Genomic DNA, 17789 nt, shown 5'->3' with positions numbered 1-17789 from the left:
CACTTAGGTGCATGCCTGAAATCCAATCAAAACCATACCTCAAATGGTTTTTCGGTCAATAATGTCTATTTTTGCACTGCCTTATTCCTAGAAGAAGAAGATAAACCCGTATATAAATACCCAATATGAGAAAAATCAAATTAGTGGAAGTCCGTTCGGAGATCGCTGCCGGAACGAGAGGTGCCAGCTTAGGCATAGATGCATTGAAAATTGCCAGTCTGGACAAGAAATCCAATTTTTTCACAAAATTCACTCCAATCAATGTCCCCGATGCCAACAGCTTTTTATGGAAGGGCAACAAACATCCACATGCAAAATATATTGACGGAGTATATCAGGTTTTGAAGAACGTCCATAGCACGATAGAGACCTTGAGGCTGAACAAAAAATTCCCGATTGTATTGGCGGGAGATCACTCTACCGCTGCAGGCACGATCATGGGCATCAAATCTGCCAATCCAGACAAAAGACTTGGTGTGATTTGGATAGATGCACATGCTGACCTCCATACACCCTATACTACCCCATCAGGCAATATGCACGGTATGCCATTAGCCATGTGTATCAAGACTGACAATCTTGAATGTCAAATCAACGAACCTGGGGAAGAGACCATCCAATTTTGGGAAAAGATCAAAAACATCGGAGGTGAATTCCCCAAAGTAAGTCCGGAAGATATCGTATTCATCTCAGTGAGGGATACCGAAGAACCAGAAAACCATATCATCAGCAAAAACGGAATCAAAAATTTCACTACAGAAGAGGTTAGGGAAAAAGGAGTCAAAGAAATAGCCCAACAAGCCCTTTCCACCCTAAAGGATTGTGAACAAATTTATATCTCATTTGATGTTGACAGCATGGATAGTTCCATCTCGGTAGGTACAGGCACGCCGGTACCCAATGGCTTGACAGTGGAAGAGGCTATCCAACTCAACACCGAACTTATCAAAGATAAAAGAGTCTGCTGTTGGGAGATAGTGGAAGTCAACCCTACCCTAGACACCGAAAATCTCATGGCGGAAAACGCTTTTGAAGTACTGGAAGCCACCACCAAGTCATTGGTCGACAACTATTGATTCTAAAACCCCGCCGCAAAAGCCGCTTGTTTACACAAAGGAATTTTCAATCCAAGTACAGTAGCAAGCCTTTACGTTCCTTCACAAACCATTGCGGCAAAAACTATGTTATGTCGCAATGGACACTAGGGTACGCAAAAAACTTTTTTACCCTGTCACCAAAAAAAATTGTGGCTATCTGCAGTCCCTTTAGGTGATGAAATCAGAGGTAAACTACTACAGATGACCATAAAAAATTACCGCTACATCATACAAACCTTTGCGTTCCTCTGCGAACCTTTGCGGCAATAAAGTTAAGCTGCAAAGAACGCTAGGGTACGCAAATAACTTTTTTGCACAACCCTCAAAAAAACCTTTGCGTTCCCCGGCGAACCTTTGCGGTAAAAAAACAACCCCAACAAAATTCCTTTGCTTATCTTTGTGGACTTAGCTGTAAAATCAATCCGAGTCAACAATAAAATAAAGATGAATTTAGAAGAACAGATTATTCCCGTAATTCAAAAAGGATTTAAAGAGATTTTTGATCATGAGGTTTCTCTGGATGAACTGGCATTACAACCAACCCGGAAGGAATTTGAGGGAAGTTTTACATTTGTGATGTTTCCTTTTTTGAAAGTCACCAAAATGGCTCCCGAAGCCAGTGGCAATAAACTCGGGGAATATCTGGTAGCCAACTCGGACTTGGTGGCTGCCTTCAATGTAGTCAAGGGATTTCTGAACCTTTCCCTAAGTCAAAATTCTTGGATTGATACATTTGGCAAGCTATACTCCAACCCCAATTTCGGACAACTTCCTTCAAATGGCCAAAAGGTGATGGTTGAATACTCTTCACCAAACACCAACAAACCCCTGCATTTAGGACACTTAAGAAATAACTTTTTAGGCTATTCCATTTCTGAAATCCTTCGTGCAAATGGCTACGAGGTCACCAAAGCCAACCTTGTCAATGACCGGGGAATCCATATATGCAAATCTATGGTCGCTTACCAGCATTTTGGAGACAATGAAACTCCCCAATCTTCGGGATTGAAAGGAGATCATCTAGCAGGTAAATATTATGTGATTTTTGACAAGGAATACAAAAAACAAATCAGCGAACTTGTAGCCCAAGGTCAGACGGAAGAGGATGCTAAAAAGAACGCCCCCCTCATGCTGGAAGCGCAAGAAATGCTGCGTAAATGGGAAGCCAACGACACAGAAGTTGTCAACCTATGGAAATTGATGAACGGCTGGGTTTATGAAGGATTCGAAGCTACCTATGAGAAAATGGGGGTGAACTTCGATAAATATTATTATGAATCTGACACCTATTTGTTGGGGAAAGACATCGTGGAAGAAGGACTTTCCAAAGGGATATTCTTCAAAAAAGACAATGGCTCCGCTTGGGTTGACTTGAGTGAAGAAGGCTTGGACGAAAAACTAGTCCTCAGAGGAGATGGTACATCTGTGTATATCACACAGGATATGGGCACATGCGATCTGAAACACAAAGATTTTGGTTTTGACAAATCCATCTATGTGGTAGGAAACGAACAGGATTACCACTTTGACGTTTTGTTCAAGATCATGCGAAAGCTGGGCCGTCCCTATGGCGATGGCTTGTACCATCTATCCTATGGAATGGTAGATCTCCCAACCGGCAAAATGAAATCCCGTGAGGGAACCGTGGTCGATGCAGATGACTTGATGCAGGAAATGATCGATACTGCCGAGACCCACACCAAAGAATTGGGTAAAATTGAAGGTTTTTCGAATGAGGAAGCTGCAGCACTGTACGAAACATTGGGTATGGGAGCTCTGAAGTACTTCCTACTAAAAGTAGACCCAAAGAAAAGAATGCTATTCAATCCACAGGAGTCTATTGAATTCCAGGGAAATACAGGTCCATTCATCCAATACTCCCATGCAAGAATCGCTTCCATACTCAGAAAGGCAGACCAGATTGGAGTGGATTATAAAACTGGGGGATTTGCCGGATTGGACACACTGGAAGATGCAGAAAGAGATTTGATCATTGTGTTGAATGATTTTGAAAAGAAGATCAGACAAGCAGGTGAAGACTTCTCCCCCGCCTTGTTGGCACAATACTTATTTGACTTAGCAAAAGAGTACAACAGATTCTATGCTGAGCAGCCGATTTTCAATGAATCAGATTCGAAGATCCAGGCTTTCAGAGTCGCATTATCCGCTTTGACAGCCAAAACAATCAAAGCAGGAATGAAGTTGTTAGGAATAAATGTCCCAGAAAGAATGTAATCCACTACTATGAAAAACCTATTTATAATTTTCGTCCTGATTGCTTTTGCCTGTACTTCCAGTGTACAAAAAAGTGACGGCAACAATTCAGAAACAATCACAGCAGAACAGACAACCATGGAAAAATCCATCTATGATTTCAAGCTCAATGATATTGATGGCAACGAAGTAGATTTCAGCCAATTCAAAGGCAAAAAACTCCTTTTGGTCAATGTCGCTTCCAAATGTGGATACACTCCTCAATATGAAGACCTTCAAAAACTCAATGAGGAATACGGGGACAAAGTGGTGATCTTGGGCTTTCCTGCCAATAATTTTGGTGGCCAAGAACCAGGGACAAATGAAGACATCAAGCAGTTCTGCACCGCCAATTATGGCGTGACTTTCCAGATGTTTGACAAAATATCCGTCAAAGGGGCTGACAAGCATCCGCTATACAGATGGCTATCGGACAAGGACATGAATGGATGGAATGACAAAGAACCATCATGGAATTTTTGTAAATATTTCATCGATGAAAACGGTGAATTGAAAAATTTCTTCGCTTCTTCTGTCAACCCAATGGATGCGGAAATCATCCAACTTATAGAATCATAGGTTAGCGTTTTTTTGTAAAGAAAAAACAAACCACAAGGAATACGAAAGCTACATATTGGTCACTTTGGAGGCAATCCTTTGTGAACCTTGTGAAACCTTGGTGATCCTTGTGGTTATTCATTTCCATTATATCTGTACTTTAAGCCGATTAAATCTTAAATGAAGGTTGGAATTGTACAGCAGTCCCTTTTTATTATTTTAGCAAAAAATACACAACGTGGAAATCACTCTTGCGAGTAAAAAACAAGCTTGGCTACATGCTATCAGACTGAGAACATTGCCACTAGCCCTTTCGAGCATATTGATGGGTTCTGTTCTCGCTGCCGTTCACAATCATTTCCGATGGGGGGTTTTCATCCTTGCCGCTATCACTACCGTCTTTCTACAGATTCTTTCCAACTTAGCCAATGACTATGGCGATAGTATCCATGGTGCAGACAGTGCAGATCGCAAAGGTCCAGTAAGGGCAGTCCAGTCTGGCGTGATCAGTCTTCCGGAAATGAAAAAAGCGATGATACTCTTCGGGATACTTTCATTGGCCAGTGGCTTGCTCTTATTGTATATAGGACTCAATAGCTGGAAGCTTTTCATCCTTTTTCTTGGGCTTGGAATCATGTCCATCATCGCAGCGATCACCTATACCTCCGGAAAAAAACCCTACGGATATGCAGGGCTTGGGGACATTTCCGTTTTTTTGTTCTTTGGGTTGCTGGGAGTATCTGGCACCTATTTTCTTCATTCATTAAGTTTTGATTGGACCATTCTATTGCCTGCCATGTCGCTGGGATTTTTCAGTGCTGCTGTTTTGAACATCAATAATATCCGCGATATAGAATCGGACACCAAAGCAGGCAAGAAGTCGATCCCCGTTAGGATTGGCAAAAAGGCAGGCATACAATACAATTGGGCATTAATAATCGGTGGAAACCTGGCGATAGTTCTTTTTGCCATCTTCCAATCATTCTATTGGGCGCTGCTCCCACTCTTGGTTGCACCAATCATGTTTCGTGTTGCTATCGGAGTCAGCAAAGGTGAAAACCCAGCGATGATTGATCCTTATCTCAAAAAAATGGCAATTTCCACTTTACTTTGGGTCGTGGCTTTTGCGCTGGGTTGGTTTATTTTCAATTAATACCCCAAACCTTTAATTTGGTTGTTTATTTTTTGTATTTTCCTGCATCTAACCAAAACTATTACCATGAAAACTATCCTCGTACCTTACGATTTTTCAAAAGAAGCGCAAAACGCCCTTGAGTTTGCCCAAGGATTGGCCATAAAAACCAAGGCCCACCTCAAACTATTGCATGTACTTGAAGCACCCACCATGACCTCATTGGGGACAATGGGCACGGTAGAAACTGGCAATGAAATTGATCAGATCTATGTCATTGAATTGATAGAAAAGCGAAAATCACAGCTTGCGGAAATAGAAGCTTTGCATGCAAGTATGAATTATAAATTTTCCACAAAATTGGTTTTCGGGAATCCATATGCAGGTATCACAAGAGAAGTGACTGAGTTCGATGCAAACCTTATTGTAATGGGCTCAAAAGGCACTAGTGGTTTGGAAGAGCTTTTGATCGGCAGCAATACAGAGAAGATTGTCAGAAACGCCACCTGCCCAGTCATTACCGTCAAAGACAAAAGAGAAGTGCAGGATATCAAGAAAATAGTCTTTGCAAGTGATTTCGGTTCCACCGCATCTAAAGTTGTAAACAAACTCAAAAAATTGGTAGCTGTACTGGAAGCTGAGCTTATTTTGGTAAAAATCAATACACCAAGCATGTTTGAAAACAGTCTTGATTCCAAAAAGAACATAAAGAAATTTGTCGAGGAGCACCAACTTGGAAGCTACTCTATGGAAGTCTTCAACAGCTCTTCAGAAGAAGAGGGAATCATAGAGTTTGCGGAAGATATCAATGCAGATATGATTGCGATGGCTACACATGGCAGAACAGGTTTTCTGCATTTGCTCAGTGGAAGTATCGCAGAAGATGTAGTAAACCATGCCAAAAGACCGGTATGGACAATGAAAGTGAAGTAAAAAAGATGGCAAAAAACAAAAGCAACGATTGGAAAAAAAGAGATGGTGTAGTTTATTCCACCAGCGACAATTTTGAGTTTGACTTGGGGGACGGTGATGAACAAAACACACTTCCTCCACAGCAACAAAACCTCAAGGTAATGCTTGACAAAAAATCCCGGGGAGGAAAACAGGTGACATTGATCGAAGGATTTGTAGGTACAGATGAAGACTTAAAGGATTTGGGGAAAATGCTCAAAAACAAATGTGGTGTGGGTGGAAGTGCCAAAGACAATGAAATCCTGATTCAAGGTGACCATAGAGATAAAGTTGTCACCATCCTTCAAGCAGCGGGCTACAAAGCCAAAAAAGCTGGAGGATGATGCTATCAAAATAAAACAGATCGTCTTGATTTTAGACGATCTGTTATTTCTTCTGACCTAGGATATAAGATGATGTCGGATTTGGCATATTCACATATCAAAGAAAAAGGCAGCTAAACCTAGCTGCCTTTTTGCTGAAAAATTGAACCACAAACTAAACCTGATTACCTTTCTGTGAATGGTAGTTTGATTTATAAAAGCATATACGTAATCAATATTGGTATTGGATTTTTCTAAGACCCTAATTTTGCCTTGGCATTAAAAAAAATTAGAATAAATGAAACAATATATTTCTCAATTTGCCCTTTTGGTAAGTGATTATGATGAAGCTATCGAGTTTTATACAAAAAAGCTACATTTTAAAATTCTCGAAGACAGCAAAATAAATGAGTTTAAAAGATGGGTACGTATAATGCCCCCCGGATCTTCAGAGATGAACTGTCACATACTTCTCGCAAAGGCTGTTGGAGAAACGCAAGAGAAGGCTGTAGGAAATCAAACTGGGGGACGAGTATTCCTATTTCTCTATACTGATGATTTTGAAAGAGATTATCAAAACCTCATTGATCAAAAAGTCAAGATATTTAGAGATAGGTCTATTGAAGAATATGGTAAAGTAGTCGTTTTCGAAGACCTCTATGGTAATTTATGGGATCTTATTGAGCCCAAAACCCCCTAAAACAATATTAATGAAGTTATATATAGCAAAAATCATTTCGATCATTGGCCACCCATTGATGATTGGGACTTTGTATGTTATTTTCATATCTTTTCATGACCTGGAAAGACAAACAGCTATCATAATTTCTGCAACTATTTTATCCCTGGTAACCATCCCGATAATCCTCCACAACTTTATGAAAATGAAGAAGGGGAAATACAGTAATTTCGATGTGTCCAATCAGGAAGAAAGGCGCAGCTTCTATCCATTCAGCATTTTGCTTTTTTGCGTTTGCCTCATCCTGTTCTATATCCTGAACTTCCCTGAAGTAGTGATTGTGACAACGCTATCTTTTTTGGCCATGTTGGTGAGCATGGGACTCATCAATCTCAAAATCAAAGCATCTCTACACCTTGCCATCGCCATGTTTATCGCCATCAAGCTTTTTGAAATCTCAATTGCTGTAGGGATCATTTTCCTGATTTTTGGCTTTTTGATTGCCTGGTCCCGAAAAACCTTGGGGAGACATAGCTATCTGGAGTTGGCCATAGGAAGTTTGGCAGGATGGACATTCGGTCTATTAAGTATATGTTTTTGAGTAATTGGACATATATCTTATTTTATTTTTAAAAATGCCAGAAAAACATCCCACAACTTTTGCATGTTAAGATTTGGTCTTTAACTTTGCGTCCATCAATGAACAGAGATTTTCTACATATCGACTTATTTTTGGCCACAGCTCATGCTGGAACTGTTCATCATATCCATCATTCCTCCTAAGGAGGAACATCAATTACATATCGCCCAAGGAAGGCTGTTGCTATATTTGTGCAGCCCTATCATCCAAATCATTTATTTGTTTTGTATTACTAAACGTATATTGCATACATGGAAAATATTATCCGTATAGCCGTTCAAAAAAGCGGAAGGCTCAGCGACGATTCACTGAGTTTGATCAAAGAATGTGGAATCAAGTTCTACAATGGAACCGGTAAATTAAAATCGACCTCCACCAATTTCCCCATCGAGTTTTTATTCCTTAGAGATGATGATATTCCCGGCTATGTAGCCGATGGAGTTGCTGATTTGGGAATAGTTGGTGAAAATGAGTTGGTAGAAAAAGACAAAGATGTCGATGTTCTGAAAAAATTGGGATTCTCAAAGTGCAGGTTATCCCTTGCCATTCCCAAAGGGGAGGAATATCCGGGAATAGCATATTTTGACGGAAAAAACATTGCAACCTCCTATCCAAAAATCCTCGGAGACTACCTCAAATCAAAAAACATCAATGCAGAAATCCACGAGATATCAGGATCTGTAGAGATTGCGCCGAGCATTGGTTTGGCAGAGGGTATTTGTGATATCGTAAGCTCAGGATCTACCCTGATGATGAATGGCTTGAAAGAAGTAGAGCAAATCTTCAAATCCGAAGCTGTTCTGATTTCCAACAAGAGCATGGGGCAAGAGAAAAGGGCGATAGTTGATAAATTATTGTTCAGAATGAATGCTGTCCAAACTGGGAAAAGCAACAAGTATGTCCTACTCAATGCCCCCAATAAATCTTTGGACAAAATCATCTCCTTGATCCCGGGAATGAGAAGCCCGACGATTTTGCCATTGGCAGAAGAAGGTTGGTCGTCTGTTCATTCGGTATTGAGTGAAGACCAGTTTTGGGAAAACATCGAGGAATTGAGAGCTGCCGGAGCCGAAGGAATCCTTGTCGTTCCAATAGAAAAAATGGTGCTTTAATTCCCATACTAACATCGAGAAAGTAACGTAATGGTGTTAGCCAAGTATAAGAGGCTGAAACAAAGTAGATAAAATGTAAAACATACCTCTGCCATAAAGCAGACTAGTATGGCGAAATATTTCAATTTAAGCTAAAAGGAAGTTTAAGTTCCTCCTTCTTTTACGAACCCTAATGCGTCATTCGAGTTTAACCAGTGATAATTTTTCCCAAAGAAAAATTCAACAATCATGAAAACAATAGTCAATCCTGCACGAGGAGTATGGAAATCCGAATTGGCAAGGCCTGTTCAAAAATCCAGGGACATCGAAAAAATCGTCAAGCCCATCATGCGCAAAGTGAAGCGGCAAGGTGACAAAGCATTGAAAAAATTTGCCTTGGAATATGACCATGTCAGCATCAAACATCTCCCAGTAAGCAGAGAAGAAATAGCCAACGGAAAGCTACTGGTATCAGAAGACCTGAAGCAGGCAATCATCCAGGCAAAAGAAAATATAGAAAAATTCCATGAAGCGCAGCAAACGCCTGACTTGGTCATGGAGACCATGGAGGGGGTCGTCTGCATGCGCAGATCTGTTGGGATCCAAAAGGTGGGACTTTATATCCCCGGAGGAACGGCACCTTTATTTTCAACTGTATTGATGTTGGGGATCCCAGCCAATATCGCTGGTTGTGAAGAAATTATCCTTTGCACCCCTCCAAACAAAGAGGGGAATATCCATCCTGCAATCCTGTATACTGCCGACCTGATAGGAATTGACAAAATAATCAAAGTAGGTGGCGCACAAGCCATCGCCGCCATGACTTACGGAACAGAATCTGTACCTGCGGTAGACAAGATTTTCGGTCCTGGCAACCAATATGTAACAGCAGCCAAACAGTTGGCTGTCAAAAAAGGCGTGGCCATCGACATGCCTGCTGGCCCTTCTGAGGTTCTGGTATATGCCGATGAGTCTGCCATTCCTGCTTTTGTCGCCTCTGACCTTTTGTCACAAGCTGAGCATGGCGTTGATTCACAGGTGATACTACTTGCATCGTCAGAGAAAGTAGCCCAGAGGGTGATACAGGAAGTCGATCTACAGGTCGAAAAACTATCCCGGAAGGAAATCGCCAAAAGAGCTTTGCAAAACTCAGTTGCGGTGGTGTTAACAAACCAAGACAAAGCCATTGATCTGATCAATGAATATGCGCCAGAGCATCTGATCATCTGTGTCAAGGAAGATGATGAAGAGGAAGTGGTCTCCAGGATCAAAAATGCTGGTTCGGTTTTCATTGGCAACTTTACCCCAGAATCTGCCGGGGACTATGCTTCCGGGACCAACCATACCCTGCCAACCTATGGCTATGCAAGAAACTACAGTGGTGTTTCTCTCGACAGCTTTACCAAGAAAATCACCTATCAAAAAATCAGCGAACAAGGGATCAAAAACATAGGCCCTACCATAGAGATCATGGCAGCAAATGAAATGCTGGAAGCGCACAAAAACGCAGTCACTATCCGCCTTAACTACCTAAAAGAAAATCAGTGATGGCATTCAACCTAGACAAATTATTACGACCACACATCAGCAAAATAAAACCTTATTCCTCTGCAAGGGATGAATACTCGGGCAAAGCAGGGATCTTTTTGGATGCCAATGAGAATCCTTTTGGTTCTATGGCTGAAGGAAGTTTCAACAGATATCCTGACCCTTACCAGTGGGACATCAAGCAAAAATTAGCAAAAGTCAAGAATGTCCAAGCTGAGCAAATCTTCTTGGGTAATGGCAGTGATGAAGCCATAGATTTATTGATGAGGGCATTCTGCATCCCAGGGCAGGACAATATCATCCTGCTCCCCCCTACCTATGGTATGTATGAAGTCAGTGCAGGCATCAATGATATCAATACCCTAAAAGTAAACCTCACGGGAGATTACCAACTTCGTCCCGATGCAATCCTTGCGGCAGCAAACGAGCATACAAAAATCATCTTTATATGCTCGCCAAACAACCCCAGTGGCAACAAAGTAAAAAGAGCAGACATCTACCAAATATTGGACAATTTCAACGCTTTGGTCGTAATTGACGAAGCATACATTGATTTCAGTGACGAACCGAGCTTCACCACTGAATTGGGCAATTACCCCAATCTTTTGGTGATGCAGACTTTCTCCAAAGCTTGGGGATTGGCTTCTTTGAGAATAGGAATGGCATTTGCTTCCGAGGAAATCATCAATATCCTCAACTTGATCAAACCTCCCTACAACATCTCCGGATTGACACAGGAAAAGGTACTGGAAGCATTGTACAATGCTCCCCTGATTGGGAAAGTGGTGAAGGATACTTTCGTAGAGCGTGATTTTTTGGAAGCTGGGATATCCAAGTTCCCATTTGTCCAAAAGATATATCCATCACATGCCAATTTTATCCTGATCAAAGTCGATGCTGCAAGAAACATTTACCAGTACCTCATCAACCAGACTATCATCATCCGGGACAGATCGAAAGTCATCCTTTGCGAAGAATGCCTCAGGATATCTGTTGGTACCAGAGCTGAAAATGAAGCATTGTTAAAAGCCTTAAACCTATACAACCCATGAAAAAAGCACTCTTCATAGACAGAGATGGCACGATTATCATCGAGCCCCCTACCGACTTCCAAGTGGATAGTCTAGAAAAACTGGAATTCTATCCAAAGGCTATCAGCAACCTAAAGAAAATAGCTGAAGAATGTGGCTATGAACTCATTATGGTCACCAACCAAGATGGATTGGGTACAGATTCATTCCCGGAAGATACTTTTTGGCCTGCACATAACAAAATGATGAAGACATTGGAAAATGAAGGCATCAATTTCTCGGCAGTCCATATAGACCGTTCGTTCGAACATGAAAACCTACCCAGCAGAAAGCCCGGCATTGCCATGCTCACTGAATATCAAAATGGAGACTATGATCTTGCCAATTCATTTGTAATCGGAGACCGAAAAACGGACGTACAGTTGGCAAAAAACCTGGGAACCAAATCGATATTTATCGGTGAAAGCCTAGAAGAAGCTACATTCTGCACCTTATCATGGGACGAAATCTATGAATACCTCAGACTTCCTGCAAGAAAAGCCACAGTAGAGCGTAAGACTTCAGAAACGGATATCAAAATCAGCCTCAACCTGGATGGAACGGGAAAATGCAATATCAACACAGGATTGCATTTCTTCGACCACATGCTAGAGCAACTTGGAAAACATGGCGGAACAGACCTGGAAATCCATGTCAATGGTGATTTGCACATAGATGAGCACCATACCATAGAAGACACTGCTTTGGCACTGGGGGAAGCATACCTAAAGGCTCTGGGAGACAAAAAAGGAATCTACCGCTATGGATTTCTCCTTCCAATGGACGACATCTTGGCGCAGTGTGCCATAGACTTTGGTGGACGGCCATGGATGATGTGGGAAGCAGAATTCAAAAGGGAGAAAATCGGAGAAATGCCAACAGAAATGTTTTACCATTTCTTCAAATCTTTCTCGGACACTGCCAAGTGCAACCTAAACATCAAAGCAGAGGGTACCAATGAGCACCATAAAATCGAAGCGATATTCAAAGCAATGGCAAGGGCTATCAAAATGGCTGTCAAAAGAGATCTGGATGCCCTGAATCAACTTCCGAGCACCAAAGGAGTCCTGTGATTGAGGAGATCTTAACAACTTTAAAAAGAAAGACCTGCTGGAAAATAAATTCCTGCAGGTCTTTCTTTTTGATTTTAGCTTGGCATTTGGACTTGTGACAATATCCACAAATAACTTGTCCGCTACGCCACTGGCACACAGGCGTGGTGGATCAAATACCCATCAATATACCATTAGATGATTATCTCTGAACGATAGCATTCTTCAAGCCTGGACTTGTCAACAATGCGCCAAATTCACCTATTACACTTTGAGGTACATTGTTTTCCATGGCTCCTTCCACTACAGCCCCTATGAACAAATCATAATCTTCACTGGACACCAATCCTGTCATTCGAGGGTTGGTAGCTGGATTGTGCGCATCGACCATATTCAAACCTGAGTACTCGATATTCACAGATCCGATGGACTCAGCCAACAGCTCTGAGAAATCTTTTACCAAGGTTGTAAATCCAGAAAATTCATTGGCACCAACTTCACTTAACAAGACTGAGAAATAGGGCTGCAAGGCATCATATTTCCCACCTTCATTTCCTGCAATAATCAAAACAGTGCTAGTAACAACAGCTTCCAATGGTGCATAACCCGCCTCTACCAATCTCTCAGGTTCGTTGTCCGCTGATACATCCACCATGACATTTCCACCCAATCTTGTATAGAGATCCAATGCTTCTCCATCTGCTCTTTGTACTATAGGTTCCCTTACGGACTCCAACAATTGACCAACCGGCCCTAAGACGTCATTTGAGGTGATATTGGCTTGGGCTGCTCCTTCGACCACCGCTTGGATAAACAGGTTGTAATCTGCATTATTGATTCTTCCATTCATCCTGGAATTCTTGGCAGGATCATGCGCTGACTCCATATCCAAACCACTGTAAGTGAAGTTTTTTGATCCAGTGGCTTCAGCCAGAAACTCTGTGAAATCACCCACCAAAGCCGTAAATCCAGAAGTTTGGCCATTTCCCACTTCATTCAACAAAACACTAAAATATGGTTGCAAAGCATCATATTTACCATCTTCATTGGTTGCAATCGTCAATACAGTATTGGTTACAACTGTCCTCAGGTTCAAAAAACCCTGCTCGACCATCTGTCCGGAATTGTTGGGATCAGGAACCTTTGTCTCCCCTCCCAACTGCACTGCATAAAACGAATCGTCCATCATATCCGGTCTTTCGTCATCATCCTTGCATGATGAAAAAACGACCATTGTCGCAATAAATGCACTGGATAACCAGTAGTTTACTTTTTTCATAATCATTAAATTTTGGTTTAAGTTTAATTTTCAAATGTCCTTTGGAAAAAAGCCCCAAGCTTGTATGTAAGTGAATTCTTGTTGATTGCTGGACAACTTTGTGCCAGCATTTCTTCGGATGGCTGGTAAAGACTGGCCTGTAAATAAAAATCTTGGTCTATATGGGATATTATATCCCGTGGTGCCTGTTTATTTCTGTCGTAGAGACAAACCATATGGCCTGACTTCATATTTACCCTCACATCTTTGATCCCATCCAGCTGCCGGGTAAGGGCTTTTAGTTTGGCAGACTCCAGTGAATCCAACTCTGATTCAAAATCAAACCTACTCATCGTAAGATTTGGACCTTGATTCGCTTTCGGTTGGGTGACGATGTAAATATGGACTGCCAAAGTCACCACCAGTGCTGAAATCAGGATAAGACACCCTATAATAATTCTTTTAAACATGGCTCAATATTTTTAGATTCACCTGATATACGAGGTGATCATGACAACTGGATTTCAGGGATCAAATATTTTATTAATTATTTTTTAATTATTCAGCTATTTTATTAGTTTTGATAAAATTGTCTGATTATGAAAAAGATTCCCAACTATTTAGCTCTTGTACTCTTAGCATTATCTTCTTGTTTCGGTAGTTTTTCCGAAGGGGAAATTCATTTTAAAAATGGGGAATATGAAAAAGCAATTTCTGAGTTTTCAGCCAATCTTTTCATAAATGTGACAGACATCAAATCTCTGCACCTGAGGGCAAGAGCCTATGAAGAACTGGAAGAGTATCAGAAGGCATTGTCTGATTACAAAAGAATTCTGAGTATTGATCCCACATATGCCCAAGCATATGCAGGTATTGGAAAGTTGTATTGGAAAATTGAAGACTATGCCAATGCACAAAAGAACCTATTGATAGCCGCCAAGCATGATGAAAATGATTTTGAAATAATGTATTTGTTGGCCAGGGCTTTTTTACTCAATGAAAATTACAAAAGTGCCGATGAGTTCTTTTCTTTGGCAACCAAACTTAAACCCAAAGATGCCAAGTCCTATTTCTATCAGGGAATCGCAAGATCTAAAATGGGAATCCCAGATGGCGCAGCAGGTTCATTTAATATGTGTCTCATGTATGACCCTGATAACCTTGCGGCACTATACAATAGAGGCTTGGCGCGAATGTCGATTGGTTATATCCAATGGGCAATTGAGGATTTTGAATCCTATCTCAAAAAAGATCCCGAACATGTCAATTCTTTGGCTCAACTAGGGTTATGCAAAAAGATATTGAATGATCCTAGTGCATGTAGGTATTTGGCACTGGCTGCAAATAGGGGTAGCGAAATCGCAAAGCTAAACCTTGAAGACTGTTAGGGAAGGAATTTTAGAAGGGTGAAGGGTGAAGAGACTTAAGACACAAGATTCAAGACACGAGAAAAGAGAAGCGAGAGACGAGAGAAAAGATGCAAAGCCTGCCCCGGTGAATATCGGGGACACAAGACGTGAGATTCAAGACAAAAGCGAGAAGATAAAAACCACGAAGTGTCTGTCCCGAGAGTCAATTCGTTGGCATTTCACGACGTGGCATGAGCTTGATTCATTATCCATTTGCATCTTGGTGACACTATTCCTCTGCTGATCTTTGCAACTCCTTTACGATCCTGAGAGAGACTTTTTGTCACAAATTATTCGCCAAAGCCCTTGTCACCATTTTTTTCTTTGCGGCTTTGTCCAATGACACATTGATTTCAAAACAAACCAAAATGATCAGGGAGGTGATAAAAAGCCAAAGCATCACTGCCAACATCGTCCCAATGGAGCCATATAGCTTATTGTAGGTGGCGAAATTGTTCAGATAATAAGAAAACAGATAAAACCCAGCAGTAATCAGCAGTCCTGCCGTAATTGACCCGGTGGAAAAAAACTTCCATTTGTCATGGACCGCTGGAGCAAACCTGAATATGTATGCAATGGCTATCATAAAAACGGTCAAAAGAACGAAGAACCTGAAAAATGCCAATAAATAATAATAGACATTGCTTGAGACTATTTCCCATTCAGAAATACTGTACAATACACTGCTGCCCAATATCATGATCACAACTGCTCCGCAAACGGACAATACCAAAACCATGATTATCCCAACTGCGATCAACCTGGTCTGCCAAAACTTTCTGTTTTCCCTAGTCTTGTAAACAGCATTGAATGCACTCATCAAGGATATAACGCCATTGGTTGCCAGAAATAAGGCCAAGAAAAAACCAAGGGACAATAGACTCTGCCTTGGCCTGCTCACAATATCCATGATCGTCGATTCCGCTTCGGCATATATGGTGGCAGGGATAATTTCCTCGATAAACCTCAAAATATTTTGTGTGGTCACATTTTCGAAAAAGTACCCGATATAGGGAATGATATTCAATAGAAAAAGAAGCAGTGGGAACATCGCTACTGTGAAGCTAAAAGCTACAGAGCCTGCCCTTTCTATGATCTCATCTTTTCTGATCTGCTCCATAAAAATCCTCCCAACATCATACACGTTCTGATCCGGATTTCCAAAATGGATATGTCGCAGTTTTTTTGCCTCTCGGGTAAATTTGATTGATAGAAGTCTGATTCTCTTTTCCACTGAAAAAGTCTATTCAAAATAAAGTTTCAATAAATCTAGTAAATATTGCGGTGGTCTGCTTGGTCTATGGGTATCTTTTTTCAGAAAAGTTAATATAGTCTTCCCTTGCGTGATCAATTCTTCACTTTCATTAAACACCTCATAATCAAAAGTTATCCTGATTCCGGGCATTTCTTTGATAGTAGTCTTGATCGTCAACAGCTCATCATATTTTCCCGGCTTAAGATATTTGGTATATTGCTCCAAGACAGGCATCATGACACCCTCCTCTTCCATTTTTTTGTACGAAAAACCTGCCGACCTCAATGCCTCAACCCTCGCCACCTCAAAATACATGGCATAATTGCCATAATATACATAACCCATTTGATCAGTCTCTGCATACCTTACCCTGATTTGTGTCTCTGCTTTGAACATCTCAATATATTTTAGCTTGGTTCAGTGCGTTTTGGTACCTCCTTGCATTGTTTAGGTGCTCTGCCAAATTAGTGGCAAATGCGTGGTAGCCAGAGAAATCTTCTTTGGCACAAAAATACAGATAATCATGATCCTCATAATTCAATACTGCATCCAAGGCGGAAATCTCGGGAAGGTTTATCGGACCTGGAGGCAAGCCCAAATACTTGTATGTATTATATGGACTATCGATTTCCTTGTGGATGTTCAATACCCTCTTGATGCTAAAATCCCCTACAGCAAATACCAATGTAGGATCTGCCTGCAAAGGCATATTGATCTTCAATCTGTTCAAATACACTCCCGCCACCCTAGGCCTTTCGTCAGATTTTTGGGTTTCAGCTTGAACTATCGATGCCAAGGTGGAAACCTCGTTTTGACTTAAGCCTAACAGCCTCGCTTTCTCCTTTCTTTCCTCTGTCCAAAATTTACCATATTCCGTATGCATCCTGTCAAACAGATTCTCAGCACTTGTATTCCACCAAACTTCATAGGTATTTGGGATAAACATCGCCATGATCGTCTCTTCCTCAAAACCAAACTTCCTGATGTTGACAGAGTCAGTCAACAAGTCCAAAAACTGTTGCTCGGATATCTCGATCTTATTGCTGATTTTTTCTGCCAAATCCTCCTTTGTCCTCACATTGTTGAATGTGATCCTGACAGGTGTCTGATTCCCTGACCTCAGGAGCTTCACCAGATTCATATTGTTCATTCTGGGGTTGATTTTATAAAGTCCCGGCTTGACAGCTTCCTGATACCCCAACGTCTTGGCGACAAAACTAAATGTGATCAAATCATGGATTGTTTCATCCTTGTACAAGCTATCAGAAACCATCTTGAAGGTGGCATTGGTAGGTATTTTCAGCATGTATGGCTCTTCTTTTTCCAAGAGTACATTTGGGCTGAAAAAAGCCTGATAGAAATAAAATGACAACGAAGTCAACAACACCGAAAACGTGATAACCGCAATGAGATAATATTTGGTTTTTTTATCTTCAAGCATAATTTTTATGGAAAACTCTTTGATTGAGCGCA

18 protein-coding genes are annotated in these 17789 nt (G+C 41.1%); 13 read left to right on the top strand and 5 right to left on the bottom strand.

Translation table 11 applies throughout. The annotated features are described in order from the left end of the window. The first annotated feature begins 125 nt into the window (after positions 1-125). The 12 genes from rocF to hisB all read left to right on the top strand — a co-directional run bounded on the left by rocF (position 126) and on the right by hisB (position 12415). Complete coding sequence (gene rocF / locus ACFSKL_RS01830) at positions 126-1076, top strand: arginase (protein ID WP_376882954.1); 951 nt, start codon at positions 126-128, stop codon at positions 1074-1076. Between the two features lie 465 nt (positions 1077-1541). Continuing rightward, positions 1542-3332: an arginine--tRNA ligase gene (gene argS, locus ACFSKL_RS01825; RefSeq protein WP_376882952.1), complete on the top strand. Its 1791-nt coding sequence runs from the start codon at positions 1542-1544 to the stop codon at positions 3330-3332. Positions 3333-3341: 9 nt separating this feature from the next. After that, on the top strand, positions 3342-3929 hold the full coding sequence (locus ACFSKL_RS01820; protein ID WP_376882949.1) for a glutathione peroxidase: 588 nt from the start codon (positions 3342-3344) through the stop codon (positions 3927-3929). Positions 3930-4146: 217 nt separating this feature from the next. Further along, positions 4147-5061 (top strand): 1,4-dihydroxy-2-naphthoate polyprenyltransferase, encoded by a 915-nt coding sequence (locus tag ACFSKL_RS01815; protein ID WP_376882947.1) that lies wholly within the window; start codon positions 4147-4149, stop codon positions 5059-5061. Positions 5062-5127: 66 nt separating this feature from the next. Next, entirely contained in the window at positions 5128-5973 is an 846-nt protein-coding gene (locus ACFSKL_RS01810; protein WP_376882944.1) for a universal stress protein, read from the top strand. Positions 5974-5978: 5 nt separating this feature from the next. Then, positions 5979-6335, top strand: a complete 357-nt coding sequence (locus tag ACFSKL_RS01805) for a translation initiation factor (protein WP_376883069.1) — start codon at positions 5979-5981, stop codon at positions 6333-6335. Positions 6336-6612: 277 nt separating this feature from the next. Then, on the top strand, positions 6613-7014 hold the full coding sequence (locus ACFSKL_RS01800) for a VOC family protein (RefSeq protein ID WP_376882941.1): 402 nt from the start codon (positions 6613-6615) through the stop codon (positions 7012-7014). A 10-nt stretch (positions 7015-7024) separates the two neighbouring features. Then, complete coding sequence (locus tag ACFSKL_RS01795; RefSeq protein WP_376882939.1) at positions 7025-7594, top strand: hypothetical protein; 570 nt, start codon at positions 7025-7027, stop codon at positions 7592-7594. Between the two features lie 290 nt (positions 7595-7884). Next, positions 7885-8745: an ATP phosphoribosyltransferase gene (gene hisG, locus ACFSKL_RS01790; protein WP_376882936.1), complete on the top strand. Its 861-nt coding sequence runs from the start codon at positions 7885-7887 to the stop codon at positions 8743-8745. A 228-nt stretch (positions 8746-8973) separates the two neighbouring features. Beyond that, positions 8974-10272, top strand: coding sequence for a histidinol dehydrogenase (gene hisD, locus ACFSKL_RS01785; protein ID WP_376882934.1), 1299 nt, complete (start codon positions 8974-8976; stop codon positions 10270-10272). Further along, positions 10272-11324 carry a histidinol-phosphate transaminase gene (gene hisC / locus ACFSKL_RS01780; protein WP_376882931.1) on the top strand — a complete coding sequence of 351 codons (1053 nt, stop codon included), beginning with the start codon at positions 10272-10274 and terminating at the stop codon, positions 11322-11324. The genes hisD and hisC overlap by 1 nt, the downstream gene beginning before the upstream one ends. Then, positions 11321-12415: a bifunctional histidinol-phosphatase/imidazoleglycerol-phosphate dehydratase HisB gene (gene hisB, locus ACFSKL_RS01775; protein WP_376882929.1), complete on the top strand. Its 1095-nt coding sequence runs from the start codon at positions 11321-11323 to the stop codon at positions 12413-12415. The genes hisC and hisB overlap by 4 nt, the downstream gene beginning before the upstream one ends. 181 nt (positions 12416-12596) lie before the next feature. On the opposite strand, the gene ACFSKL_RS01770 is transcribed toward hisB, so the two are convergent. Further along, the gene (locus tag ACFSKL_RS01770; RefSeq protein ID WP_376882927.1) at positions 12597-13673 is read right to left on the bottom strand and encodes a globin family protein; all 1077 of its coding nucleotides are present in this window, start codon (positions 13671-13673) and stop codon (positions 12597-12599) included. A gap of 23 nt (positions 13674-13696) precedes the next feature. Next, positions 13697-14122: a heavy-metal-associated domain-containing protein gene (locus ACFSKL_RS01765; RefSeq protein ID WP_376882925.1), complete on the bottom strand. Its 426-nt coding sequence runs from the start codon at positions 14120-14122 to the stop codon at positions 13697-13699. Between the two features lie 129 nt (positions 14123-14251). On the opposite strand from ACFSKL_RS01765, the gene ACFSKL_RS01760 reads away from it, so the two are divergent. Beyond that, on the top strand, positions 14252-15040 hold the full coding sequence (locus tag ACFSKL_RS01760; RefSeq protein ID WP_376882922.1) for a tetratricopeptide repeat protein: 789 nt from the start codon (positions 14252-14254) through the stop codon (positions 15038-15040). 304 nt (positions 15041-15344) lie between these two features. On the opposite strand, the gene ACFSKL_RS01755 is transcribed toward ACFSKL_RS01760, so the two are convergent. From ACFSKL_RS01755 to mltG, 3 genes are read right to left on the bottom strand one after another with little or no spacing between them, the layout of a single operon-like run. Then, complete coding sequence (locus ACFSKL_RS01755; RefSeq protein WP_376882919.1) at positions 15345-16295, bottom strand: YihY/virulence factor BrkB family protein; 951 nt, start codon at positions 16293-16295, stop codon at positions 15345-15347. 9 nt (positions 16296-16304) lie between these two features. Beyond that, complete coding sequence (locus ACFSKL_RS01750) at positions 16305-16712, bottom strand: acyl-CoA thioesterase (protein WP_376882916.1); 408 nt, start codon at positions 16710-16712, stop codon at positions 16305-16307. 1 nt (position 16713) lies between these two features. Then, positions 16714-17757, bottom strand: coding sequence for an endolytic transglycosylase MltG (gene mltG / locus ACFSKL_RS01745; protein ID WP_376882913.1), 1044 nt, complete (start codon positions 17755-17757; stop codon positions 16714-16716). Between the last annotated feature and the right edge of the window lie 32 nt (positions 17758-17789).

The sequence above is a fragment of the Belliella marina genome, assembly GCF_042682445.1.
GTDB lineage: Bacteria > Bacteroidota > Bacteroidia > Cytophagales > Cyclobacteriaceae > Belliella > Belliella marina.
Note: the sequence above shows the minus strand (reverse complement) of the source record. Positions and strands in the feature narration are given on the sequence as shown.